Raw genomic sequence first — 10,920 nt, 5'->3', positions numbered from 1 at the left:
GCGCCGGTCAGACGGCGAGGTCGACCGTGATGTTGCCGCGGGTCGCCTTGGAGTACGGGCAGACCTGGTGGGCCTTCTCGAGCAGGTCCTTGGCGGTGGCGGCGTCCACGTTCGGGATGTTCGCGGAGATCTTGACGATGATCCCGAAGCCCTCGTCGTTCTTGCCTATGCCGACCTCGGCGGTGACCGTCGAGCCGGAAAGGTCTGCGTTCTCCCGGCGGGCGACGACACCCAGAGCACCCTGGAAGCAGGCGCTGTAACCGGCGGCGAAGAGCTGCTCCGGGTTGGTTCCCGCGCCGGAACCGCCCATCTCCTTGGGCGGGTTGACGACCAGGTCGAGCCGGCCGTCGTGGGTGACGACGCGGCCGTCACGGCCGTTCTCCGCGGTGGCGGCAGCGGTGTACAGGACGTCGGACTGCTGGATGGACATGAAGAAGTTTCCTGTCGCTGGTTCACCCCGGCTCGCGCCCACGACCGCGGTGGCTGAGGCCGAGCCTAGCTGGTCAGCGAAACGATCATCTTGCCGGTGTTCTCACCGCGCAGCAGACCGAGGAACGCGTCGTAGCCGTTCTCGATACCCTCGACCACGGTCTCGTTGTACTTGAGCTCGCCGGAGGCGATCCAGCCCGCAACCTCACGGACGAACTCCGGCTGGAGCGCGGCGTGGTCGCCCACGAGCACGCCCTGCAGGCGCAGCCGCTTGCCGATGACCATGGCGAGGTTGCGCGGTCCCGGGGCCGGCTCGGTGTTGTTGTACTGGGCGATCATGCCGCAGATGGTCGCGCGGCCGTGCACGTTGAGCGAGGAGATCGCGGCCTCCAGGTGGTCTCCGCCGACGTTGTCGAAGTAGACGTCGATGCCGTCGGGGGCGGCCTCCTTCAGCTGCTGCCCGACGGGGCCGTTCTTGTAGTTGAAGGCCGCGTCGAAGCCGTACTCCTCGACCAGGAGCTTGACCTTCTCGTCCGAGCCCGCCGAGCCGATGACGCGGGAGGCGCCCTTGAGCTTGGCCATCTGGCCGACCTGGCTGCCCACCGCGCCGGCCGCGCCGGAGACGAAGACCGCGTCGCCCTCCTTGAAGGAGGCGACCTCGAAGAGCCCGGCGTAGGCGGTCAGACCGGTCATGCCCAGCACGCCGAGGTAGGCGGAGAGCGGGGCGAGCGAGGCGTCGACCTTGGTGGCGTGCTTAGCGGGCATCGCGGCGTACTCGCGCCAGCCGAGCCCGTGCAGGACGTGGTCACCGACGGCGAAGCCCTCGGCTCCCGAGGCGATGACCTCGCCGACAGCGCCGCCCTCCATGGGGTGGTCGAGCTTGAAGGGCGGGGTGTACGACTTCACGTCGTTCATCCGGCCGCGCATGTACGGGTCGACCGAGAAGTACAGATTGCGTACGAGGATGCGACCCTCGCCCGGCTCGGTCACCGGCGCTTCACGCAGAGCGAAGTCCTCCGCCTTGGGCCAGCCGTGCGGGCGGGCGACCAGGTGCCATTCACGACCGGACGCGGGGAGTGCGGACATGCTGCGTTCCTCTCAGAAAAGCTTCACTATGTGAAACAACCATGCTCATGGATATTTCATGTTGTCAAGTAACTGGGTATCCTGTTCGCCATGGCCACCCCACGAACAGACACCCTGACCGTCGAAGTCGTCGAGCTCATCGGCGCCGTTGTGGCCCGCTACCACGCGGAGTACGAGCAGGCCGCGGCCAAGCACTCACTCACCGGCGCGCAGGCGCGGGTGCTGGGACTGCTGACCCTGGAGCCGATGCCCATGCGCCACCTCGCGCAGAAACTGAGGTGCGAGCCGTCGAACATCACCGGCATCGTGGACCGGCTGGCGAGCCGCGGGCTGGTGGAGCGACGGCCTGATCCGAACGACCGCAGGGTGAAGCTGGCCGCACCGACGAAGGACGGGGTCGACACCGCGCGGCGGCTGCGGGAATCACTGGACTTCGCGCGTGAGCCGCTGGCCGGGCTGTCGGACGAGGAGCGGAAGATACTGCGGGACCTGCTCAAGCGGATGCTGGGCGAAGAGGCTCCGGCCGTGCCGTAGCCTTCGGTCATCCGACCGCTAGATGCACCAAAAGAGGAACTGATTGCAGGTCTGGGTGGGCGTCGGGGTCGGCGTGGGGCCCGAGGACGGGGGGTCGGCCGAGGCCGATCCGCTCGGCTGCCCCGAGTTCGACGGCTCCGCACTGGCGGACGGCTGCACGGCGGAGGGTGCGGCGGACGGCCTGCCGCCGCCCCGGCTCGTGGCAGTCGGCTTCCCGGTGCCGCCGCTGCCCGTGCCGCCGGTGCTGGTTCCCGTCGGGCGTGCGGAACTCGACGCCGAGACGGGCGACTCCGTCACCGGGTCGGGGCCCTCGGGGGTGACATCGACGTCTGTTGGCTCCGGAGCGGGCTCCGTCTCGACGTCCGGCTCTTCCTTGACGGCGGTGGCCGCGCCGTCGTCCCCCGGATTGTCCATGGCCAGCTCGGCGAGGCTCAGCGCACCCGCAGCGAGCACCAGGCCGAAGGTGCCGAGCAGCACCTTGCGGCCACGCCGCTTACGGGCCCGGCGCCCGGACGCGGCCCTGCGCCGCGAACTGTTCTGGCGATGGGCACGCCGATGGCCCGTCGGCTCGGACACCTCGTCCAGTTCGAGGACGTGCTCCGCCGCGGGCGCAATGGGGCTCTGATACCGGAGCTCCTCAACGGGTGTACCGCAGCCGGCACAGGCCAGAGCGCCGTTGAGGTGCCGACGGCACTGGTTGCAGTAATCCATGGCGCCCGCAGGTTATGCGGCGCGGAGGGACCAGTGGTGAATGAGCCTGTGAGGATTTTGTGTGGACCCCTCATCTTGGCTGCGAGTCAGCTTCTCGTCACTGATGGCGCGTTCGCCCCAGACGGCGGGGCAGGATGTCGGACATGACCCCTGCCGCACCGTTCGGGCCCCGCGAATTCCAGCTGGTACTGCTACGCCGGATGGCTGATCATCAACCCGGTCTGGTCGAGGACGCCCGCCACGAACTGGGCGCGTCCCTCGCCGAGATGCGCGAGGCCAACCGCCGCTGGCAGGCCATGGTGCGTTCGCCGAGGGGCCGCGGCGCGCTCGCCCGCTACCGCTCGGTGCTCGGGAAGCCGGAGCAGGTCGTACGTCGGCGGATCGGCGACCTCGAGTGCGACGCGCTGCTGTGGCCCGTACCGCTCTGGCCCGATCTGCGCTTCGAGGTGCTGGCGGCGGACGGCGGGGCGGTGTGGAACGAATGGCTGGTCCGCGCCCCGGGGACGGCGGGACCCGAGTTGCGTACGGCCGATGACCTGGTGCCGTGGTCGTGCACGGTGGACGAGGTGGCAAGAGCGTTTCCTCCGGCCAGACCGATGGAGGGCTCGGCGCCGACGCGATGGCAGCTGGTGTTCACGCTCCCCGACGGCGAGCAGGGCGTCGCGGAGTTCTGCTGGGGACTGCTGCAGAGACGGCTGTAGCCGGGGCGCGATGACCACCGATCGGCCGAACAAATCTGGCGGGTCGTCAGCTCCGTACCCCCGACCGGCTCACCCAGCGCGCGAACTTCCCGTTGCGATCGCACGATGCCATCAAGTACCGCACTCGGGAGGATCCGCCGTGACCGTCAGCCTTGAGCAGTTGCGCCGTTGCCATGTCGCCGTCGACCTGGGAGCCGCGAGGACCAGGGTCTTCGTGAAGGGGGCCGGGCTCGTCGTCGACGAGCCGAGCGTCGCCGCCGTGAACACCCGCACCGGCGCGCTGATCGCCGTCGGCGCGCTCGCCGAGAAGATGACGGGCCGTACGCCCGACTACATCCGCGTCGCCCGTCCCATCGCCGGCGGCACCATCGTCGACATCGAGATGGCCCAGCGGATGCTCCGTCTCCTCCTCGGCGAGAAGCTCCGCCGCCAGCTGCGCCGCAAGCCGCGGCTGCGCGCCGCCGCCTGCACCCCGCACGACAGCGACCCGCTCGCCGAGCGCGCCGCCGTCGAGACCCTCGTCGGCCTCGGCGCCCGCCGGGTCGAGCTCGTCGACACCCTGATCGCCGCGGCCGTCGGCTGCGGGCTGCCCGTGGAGCAGCCCACCGCGACCATGATCATGGTGTGCGGCGCGGCGACCACACAGGTCGCCGTGCTCTCGCTCGGCGCGATCGTCACGGCCGAGCGGATCCCGGTGGGCGGCAACGCCATCGACCACGCGGTGATCCAGCACCTGCGCCACCAGCACGAACTGATGCTGCCCAGCCAGTCCGTACGCCCCCTTCAGCTGGCGCTGAGCGGCAATGGCCTCAACACCCACGGCCCGGCGTCCACCGAGATCCACGGCCGGGACGTGGCGACCGGCCTCGCCCGCTCGGTGCGCGTCGACACCGCAGCCGTACGAGACGCCATCCACACCCCGCTCACCTCTGTGCTCGACGGCATCGGCAAGGTGCTGCGGGACTGCCCGCCGGACCTGGTCGCCGATCTCGCCGACCGCGGGATCATGATGGTCGGCGGGAGCGCGCTGCTGCCCGGCCTGGACCAGATGCTGCGCGACGCCACCGGAATGCCGGTGCACATCGCCGACCGGCCCGACATCTGCGCCGTACTGGGCCTCGGCGCGATGCTGGAGGGCAAGATCCAGCCGATGCTCCTCAATCCGCTCGCCGAAGCCAGCTGAGACAGCCGGTGGGCGGGGGCGCGTAAATCAGTCGCGCCGGCCGTGGCCGGGGCCCGACGCTGTGCGCCATGAGTATGTGGACGACGGCGATGGCGGGCGCGGCGGCGGGCCTGGGTGTGGCGATGCCCGTGGGGGCGATGGGCGTACTCCTCATCCAGGAGGGCATGCGCGACCGCCGCGGTGCAGTGGCCGCGGCGGCCGCGGTCGCCGTCGTCGACTTCGCGTACGCCGCCGTGGCAACCGCACTCGGGCCGCTCGTCGCCTCCGCGCTCTCCGGCGTCGAGGCCTGGGTCCGGCTGGTGTCGGCCACCGTGCTGGCGGTGATCGCGGTGCGCGGGCTGCTCGCCTCGCGGCACGCGGGGGACGCCTCCGAGAGCGAGAGCACGGGCGCCGGACCGGTGCGGACGTTCACCCGGTTCGCCGCGCTCACCCTCATCAACCCGACCACCGCCCTGTACTTCGCCGCCCTCACCACGGCTCAGGGCGCGGCCCTGAGTGGAGGCACGGCCGGCGCGGTGTTCGTCGGCGGTGTCTTCGTCGCCTCGCTGGCGTGGCAACAACTGCTGGTCGCGGTGAGCGGTTTGGCGGGCATGCGGATCTCGGACACCGCTCGGGCGTGGACGTTCCGGATCGGGTACGGGCTGGTCGCGGTGTACGCGGTCAAGGTGGCGCTCCCCTTGCCGTAGGGCGCCGGGACCACGGGCGTCCGGGGTGCGGGGTGCTTGTTCCCCCACCCCGCCCCTTCCCGAAACCGGGGCTGTGCCCAGACCCCCTGGGGGTGTACGTGGGGGCTGACGCCCCAGACCGCCAGGCAGCGGCAGCTCCCCGCCGCCACCGCCAGCCGCGGCAGCAACGGCAAACAGCCCGCCCACGCGGCAGCGTCGCGTCGCGCCCCGCGCACCCCTGACCCGCACCGCCGCGCCGCGCCCCGCGCACCCCGGACGCCCCCCAAGGCCCCCATCCCCCCGCCCCGCGCAAGCCGAACGCACCCGGACCCGCACCACCGCCCCCCCCCGCACCCCCAAACGCCCAAGCCCCCCATCCCCCGCTCGGCGCGCGGCGCCGCGTGCTCGCGAATAGCGTGAAAGGGACGAAATTTCCTCGACCGGGAGGCTTGGTTCCCATGGCCGCGCAACCCGAAGGCACCCCCTGTTGGGCGGACGCGATGTTCCCCGATCTGGAAGCCGCCAAGAGTTTCTACAGCGAGCTGTTGGGCTGGACGTACGGCGAAGGCTTGGAAGAATTCGGCAACTACACACAGGCGTACTCCGGCGGCAAGGCCGTGGCCGCCCTCTCCCCTCAGATGCCGGGCATGGAAAGCACCCCTGCCGCCTGGAACCTCTACTTCGCCACCCCGGACATCGCCGCGACGACCGCGAAGATCCGTGACAACGGCGGCGCGCTGACCATGGAGCCGATGGAAGTAGGCGAGTTCGGCACCATGGTGACGGCCCAGGACCCCAGCGGCGCGTACTTCAGCGCCTGGCAGGCCGCCGGCCACGAGGGCTTCGAGAAGACGGGCGAGTCCGGCTCGTTCGCATGGGCGGAGGTCACCACCCGCGACGCCGCGAAGGCGGATACCTTCTACCCGGCCGTCTTCCCCTTCGAGGTGCAGCGGATGGCAGACGAGCACATCGACTTCTGTGTGTGGAACGTCAACGGCAGGCCGGTGGCGGGCCGGATGAAGATGACCGACGACTTCCGGCCCGAAGTCCCGCCGTACATCAATGTGTACTTCGCGGTGCCGGACTGCGACGCCGCGGTGGCCACGGTCAACAAGCGTGGCGGGCAGGTGCACTTCGGCCCGATGGACAGCCCGTTCGGCCGTTTCGCGGCGGTCGCGGACCAGCAGGGCGCGGCGTTCTCCGTCATCGATCTGCAGACGACGCAGGGCGAGATGCCTGATATGACCTGACGCGCTCGTCATCCCCGTCCGCGTGAACGGCCTCCCGCGGGCGGGGAAGCGAGGGCACCGGACTCTGCAGGCCCCGGCCCCCGGCGTCGAGCAGCCGCCCCGGAGTCCCGGGCCTCGGCCCGGACGGGGCGATGTCCGAGCCGGACCCGGACCCAGACCCCGACCCAGACCCGGACCCGGACCCGGACCCAGACCCGGACCCGCCATTGCCGGCGCGGCGGACATTGGACTTGGGCACGTCCCCGTACGGAGACGTGCTCTCCGGATCAGGCACCGGATCCGGCACCGCACCCCCGCCCACCGGCTGCGGGGGTTTGCCGCCCGAGGGGGAGGTGTTGACCTCCTCGGCGGGTGGATTTCCCGAATCGGCGGTCGGCCGGATCCTGGGCGAGCCGGCGGCAACGTTGTCAGTGGCCCAGCGCTGCGCCGGAGACCCGTCACGGACCTTGACCACCACCGTCGCTCCGGCCTCCGCGGCGGTGGGGACGACGGCAAGACCGTCGTTCCAGCGGGGAATCACATCGCCCTGGATCGTCAGGTCGTAGCGGACGTCCGCGGCGTTGCCCGCCGACGGGTCCGCGCACGCGCCGAGGACGACCACGCCGTCCAGCTCATGGGAGTTGAGGCACAGTTCGGGGGCGGCGGCGCTGCGCAGCAGTCCGTCGTTCTCGTACACCCACTGCTGGGTCACGGAGCTGGAGCAGGGCGACGTCGTCGCGTCGGCGCCGAGCTGCGCCCTGCGGTCGCGGATGTCGAGGCACAGGCCGGAGTCGGCGTTGCGCAGTCTGGTGTTGAGCGGGCCCGTGGGGAGCGCGGCAGAGGTGGTCGACGGCTGCGAGGGCTGCGGAGCGGGGCTGGAGGGCAGCTGGGATCCGGGGGCGGGGACCCCGCTGACGGAGCCGCTCGGGACAGCCGGTCCCGCATTACTGCCGTCGTCCGGCCAGATCTCGGTGACGACGGCCGCGACGACGAGCAGGCCGGTCGCAATCCCGAGGCCGGTGATGACGGCCCCGCGTCCGCGCTGGGACAGCGACAGGGGGCGGCCGTGGAAGGTCACGCGGGGCAGCGAGCGAGGACGACCGCCCCGCGAGTGACGGCCGGCGCTGCGGACCGCGCTGCGGACCGCGCTCGCTCTGACCGCCCGGGAGCGGGCGTTGTTGCGGGCGGGCCGCGAGTCGAGGTAGGGCTGGGCGGCCGGGCCGAGTACGCCTTCGGCCAGCAGGAGGGCGAGCCTGCCGTCGACGTGGTTGAGCTGTTCGGCGCCGTAGCGGCAGTGCTGACACTTCGCCAGATGCGCCTGGATGTCGGGAATCAGTGGGCCGCCGCGGCGCAGGGATACGTCCAGCAGCCGGTTGAAGTGGCGGCATTCCTGGGACGGGGCGAGTTCCAGATGGGCCCGTAGGCAGCCCGTCCGGAGGATTTCACGCGCCTGTTCGAGCTGGGCCGCCGCGCTACGGGGATCAACCGCCAGCAATCCGGCCGGTACGGATATACCCTCGCCCTCGACCTCGACGTGCCAGAGCAGACATTGGGCGGGGCCGGGCATTGCCTGGAAAGCCCGAGCTATCAGCCCCCGATTCTCCGGGATGGTGAACATGTCGACAGGCACGGTGCGCCCGGTGTCCGGATTCTGGAGTTCGGGCAGCGCGGTGATGCGCTCGTCCGCCGCCCACGCCTTGCCGATTTGACGGGCAGTCACCAAAAGAAGCGGACGAAGGGCCGCGGCCGTCCGGGCCTGTCGCAGATTTTCCAACACCTTGTGGGAGGCCGCGGTGGCGAGCAAGGACGCCGCCCGGGCCGAAGGGGTGCAGATCGACGTGTAGTCGAACACCGGTTGCCAGTGCCTCGCCAGCAGCACTGCTACGGCACGGGCCTCGTCGTTCCCCCCGTCGGCCCGCAGTGTCGCCGCGAGACCTTCGTCGGAGTCCCCGGAGCTGAGACCGGTGCGGGGAGGAGGGACGGGACCCGGAGTACGGGGATTCTGCATAGACGTCTTTCCATCCAGGGCATTGCGGTGGGGGGTTGAACATGGTTCCGGTCCGGCCCGGGTTAACGGGGCCGGACATTTCTGTCAGTTGAAAGGGTACGCGTCTGCTTGGTCCATACCGCGGTGAAATTCGAACGGCTGAACAAAATCGGCCTGCTGAGACATGAGGAAGCTCACCCTTACACAACCCACAGGTGTGGAACAAGAGTTCCGGAACCGCGACCATTCCCGACGCTGTCGAGAAAAGGAAAGAACCGCTCGACTTTTGTTCAGAGTTGACTGGTTCTACCGTGGAGTAGCAGTGCGCGCCCGTCCCCCGGATCGGCCGCCACCGCTCTCACAGCGTCACAATGACGGCCTCGGTCGCCTTGACGCTGGTCCATACGGAAGTCCCGTCGGCGAGGCCCAGTTCGGCAGCCGCCTGCGGGGTGATCTCGGCGACGAGGTCGGGCGCCTGCGGCGAGCCGATCAGGATGCGCAGCCGGCTGCCTGTGGCGGTGATCTCCCGTACGGTGCCCGGCCACACATTGCGCGGGCTGCCGCCGGGCCTGTCACGGTGTACGGCGACCGCTTCCGGCGCGATGATCGCGAGGGCCTCCGTGCCGACGGGCAGCGGATCGGCGACGACGAGGAGCCCGCCGCCGGGGAGCGCGAGGCCCTCCGCCGTCGCGGTGCCGAGCCAGGCGTTGCGGCCGAGCATCCGGGCGACCCATGGGGAGCGTGGGTGGCGGGTGACCTCGGCAGGCGGCGCGTCCTGCAGGGCGCGGCCCTCGTCCAGTACGAGCACCCGGTCGGCGAGCGATACCGCTTCCACCGGGTCGTGGGTGACGATCAGGCAGACGCCGCCGAAGCCGTCGAGGTGGGTGCGCAGGGTGTGGCGTACATGGGCGCGGGTGGTCTGGTCGAGTGCGGCGAGGGGTTCGTCGAGGAGCAGCAGCCGGGGGCGTGTCGCCAGCGCGCGGGCCAGCGCGACGCGCTGGGCCTGGCCGCCGGAGAGCTGGCCGGGCCTGCGGTGCGCGAGGTGGCCGACGCCGAGCCGGTCGAGCCAGCCCTGGGCGGTACGACGGGCCTCGGCGCGTGGGACGCCGTGGGCGCGCAGCCCGTACGCCGTGTTGCCGAGGGCGCTCAAGTGCGGGAAGAGCGCGCCGTTCTGGGGCACCCAGGCCACGCCGCGGCGGTGCGGGGGCAGGTCGGTCACATCGGCGTCACCGAGGCGGAGCGCGGCGTGGGCGCGTGGGGTCAGTCCGAGGAGGGCGCGCAGCAGGGTGGTCTTGCCCGCGCCGTTGGGGCCGACGACGGCGATGGTGGTGCCGGGTTCGGCGTCCAGGATGAGCTCGTTGAAGCCGGTGACCTCGGCGTGCAGCGGCCAACTCTCCTGCATTTCGAGGAGGTTGAAGTCCCTGACCGGCTCGGCGGGGAGCTGGTCGGCAGGAGGCGGCTCGGCAGGCGCTTCCTCCGGGCGCTGCCTGCCGGGTGCCTGGCCGGGGGCCCCGCCGGACCAGCGGCCGCGCAGCGCGATCAGCACCGCCATGGCGATGGCGAGCAGCAGCAGGGACAGGGAGGTTGCCGCTTCCGGCTGGTCCTGGAGCAGCAGGTACACCTGGAGGGGCAGCGTCTGCGTGGTGCCGGGCAGATTGCCCGCGAAGGTGATGGTCGCGCCGAACTCACCCAGGGCCCGCGCCCAGGTGAGAGCGGCTCCGGCGACGAGCCCGGGGGCCACCATGGGGAGGGTGACGGTGAAGAACACCCGTAGCGGCGAGCCTCCGAGAGAGGCCGCGGTCTCCTCGTAGCTCGGTCGCAGCCCCGCCAGGGCGCCTTCGAGACTGATGACGAGGAACGGCATCGCGACGAACGTCGCGGCGACGACGGCACCCGAAGTGTGGAAGGGCAGGGTGATGCCGAAGGTGCCCTCCAGCCAGGGGCCGAGCAGTCCCCGACGGCCGAATCCGAGGAGGAGCGCGACGCCTCCGACAGTGGGCGGCAGCACCATCGGCAGCAGCACGAGGGAGCGTACGAGCGCCTTGCCGGGGAAGTCGACGCGGGCCAGCAGCCAGGCCAGCGGCACACCGAGCAGCAGGGAGAGACCGAGCGCCCAGAACGAGACGAGCAGCGACAGCTGCAGCGCCTCGGTGACGCCCGGGCTGGTCAGATGCGTACCGAGATCGCCCCAGGAGGTGCGGACGAGGATGCCGATCAGCGGCATCAGCAGCAGCGCGACGGCGAGCAGCGCGGGCACGGCGAGCGTGACAGGGGTGCGGGTGCCGCGGCTGCGTAGGCGTCTCATCGGGGGTTCCTCGGGGACCTGGTTGGGGTCGAGTTACGGTCGTGGGCTGCCCGGCCCCCGTACCGGGCAGCCCACGCACGGCTGTTACGG

At 71.1% G+C, this 10,920-nt stretch carries 10 protein-coding genes; 5 read left to right on the top strand and 5 right to left on the bottom strand.

Translation table 11 applies throughout. The features are described from left to right. Window positions 1–7 precede the first annotated feature (7 nt). Both ACH492_RS21835 and ACH492_RS21830 read right to left on the bottom strand, forming a co-directional pair. On the bottom strand, window positions 8–430 hold the full coding sequence (locus ACH492_RS21835) for an organic hydroperoxide resistance protein (protein ID WP_398988948.1): 423 nt from the start codon (window positions 428–430) through the stop codon (window positions 8–10). Between the two features lie 65 nt (window positions 431–495). Continuing rightward, window positions 496–1,515, bottom strand: a complete 1,020-nt coding sequence (locus ACH492_RS21830; RefSeq protein WP_398988947.1) for an NADP-dependent oxidoreductase — start codon at window positions 1,513–1,515, stop codon at window positions 496–498. 90 nt (window positions 1,516–1,605) lie between these two features. Here ACH492_RS21830 and ACH492_RS21825 point away from each other — a divergent pair, with 90 nt between their 5' ends. After that, a complete protein-coding gene (locus tag ACH492_RS21825; protein WP_398988945.1) occupies window positions 1,606–2,049 on the top strand; it encodes a MarR family winged helix-turn-helix transcriptional regulator in 444 nt (147 codons plus the stop codon). Window positions 2,050–2,067: 18 nt separating this feature from the next. On the opposite strand, the gene ACH492_RS21820 is transcribed toward ACH492_RS21825, so the two are convergent. Further along, window positions 2,068–2,760, bottom strand: coding sequence for a hypothetical protein (locus ACH492_RS21820; RefSeq protein ID WP_398988943.1), 693 nt, complete (start codon window positions 2,758–2,760; stop codon window positions 2,068–2,070). 143 nt (window positions 2,761–2,903) lie between these two features. Between ACH492_RS21820 and ACH492_RS21815 the strand changes: the two genes are divergently transcribed. The 4 genes from ACH492_RS21815 to ACH492_RS21800 all read left to right on the top strand — a co-directional run bounded on the left by ACH492_RS21815 (window position 2,904) and on the right by ACH492_RS21800 (window position 6,559). Beyond that, window positions 2,904–3,461: a hypothetical protein gene (locus ACH492_RS21815; RefSeq protein ID WP_398988941.1), complete on the top strand. Its 558-nt coding sequence runs from the start codon at window positions 2,904–2,906 to the stop codon at window positions 3,459–3,461. A gap of 139 nt (window positions 3,462–3,600) precedes the next feature. Continuing rightward, on the top strand, window positions 3,601–4,644 hold the full coding sequence (locus ACH492_RS21810; RefSeq protein WP_398988940.1) for a rod shape-determining protein: 1,044 nt from the start codon (window positions 3,601–3,603) through the stop codon (window positions 4,642–4,644). 68 nt (window positions 4,645–4,712) lie between these two features. Beyond that, complete coding sequence (locus ACH492_RS21805; RefSeq protein ID WP_398988938.1) at window positions 4,713–5,330, top strand: LysE family transporter; 618 nt, start codon at window positions 4,713–4,715, stop codon at window positions 5,328–5,330. A 437-nt stretch (window positions 5,331–5,767) separates the two neighbouring features. Beyond that, on the top strand, window positions 5,768–6,559 hold the full coding sequence (locus tag ACH492_RS21800) for a VOC family protein (RefSeq protein ID WP_398988936.1): 792 nt from the start codon (window positions 5,768–5,770) through the stop codon (window positions 6,557–6,559). On the opposite strand, the gene ACH492_RS21795 is transcribed toward ACH492_RS21800, so the two are convergent. Together ACH492_RS21795 and ACH492_RS21790 are read right to left on the bottom strand one after the other, a co-directional pair. Further along, complete coding sequence (locus tag ACH492_RS21795; RefSeq protein WP_398988934.1) at window positions 6,513–8,258, bottom strand: RICIN domain-containing protein; 1,746 nt, start codon at window positions 8,256–8,258, stop codon at window positions 6,513–6,515. The two genes, ACH492_RS21800 and ACH492_RS21795, sit on opposite strands and share 47 nt — an antisense overlap. Window positions 8,259–8,883: 625 nt before the next feature. Beyond that, a complete protein-coding gene (locus ACH492_RS21790; RefSeq protein ID WP_398988932.1) occupies window positions 8,884–10,830 on the bottom strand; it encodes an ABC transporter permease in 1,947 nt (648 codons plus the stop codon). Between the last annotated feature and the right edge of the window lie 90 nt (window positions 10,831–10,920).

The sequence above is a fragment of the Streptomyces sp. NPDC019443 genome, from assembly GCF_044389785.1.
In the GTDB taxonomy this organism is placed as follows: domain Bacteria; phylum Actinomycetota; class Actinomycetes; order Streptomycetales; family Streptomycetaceae; genus Streptomyces.
The sequence above is the reverse complement of the archived record's forward strand: the minus strand, read 5'-3'. Positions and strand labels throughout refer to the sequence as shown.

What these genes read in the sequence shown, in the direction of transcription:
- ACH492_RS21790 (WP_398988932.1), bottom strand. Translation starts at nt 10,830, where the DNA reads ATGAGACGCCTACGCAGCCGCGGCACCCGCACCCCTGTCACGCTCGCC.
- ACH492_RS21805 (WP_398988938.1), top strand. Translation starts at nt 4,713, where the DNA reads ATGAGTATGTGGACGACGGCGATGGCGGGCGCGGCGGCGGGCCTGGGT.
- ACH492_RS21800 (WP_398988936.1), top strand. Translation starts at nt 5,768, where the DNA reads ATGGCCGCGCAACCCGAAGGCACCCCCTGTTGGGCGGACGCGATGTTC.
- ACH492_RS21825 (WP_398988945.1), top strand. Translation starts at nt 1,606, where the DNA reads ATGGCCACCCCACGAACAGACACCCTGACCGTCGAAGTCGTCGAGCTC.
- ACH492_RS21830 (WP_398988947.1), bottom strand. Translation starts at nt 1,515, where the DNA reads ATGTCCGCACTCCCCGCGTCCGGTCGTGAATGGCACCTGGTCGCCCGC.
- ACH492_RS21815 (WP_398988941.1), top strand. Translation starts at nt 2,904, where the DNA reads ATGACCCCTGCCGCACCGTTCGGGCCCCGCGAATTCCAGCTGGTACTG.
- ACH492_RS21820 (WP_398988943.1), bottom strand. Translation starts at nt 2,760, where the DNA reads ATGGATTACTGCAACCAGTGCCGTCGGCACCTCAACGGCGCTCTGGCC.
- ACH492_RS21835 (WP_398988948.1), bottom strand. Translation starts at nt 430, where the DNA reads ATGTCCATCCAGCAGTCCGACGTCCTGTACACCGCTGCCGCCACCGCG.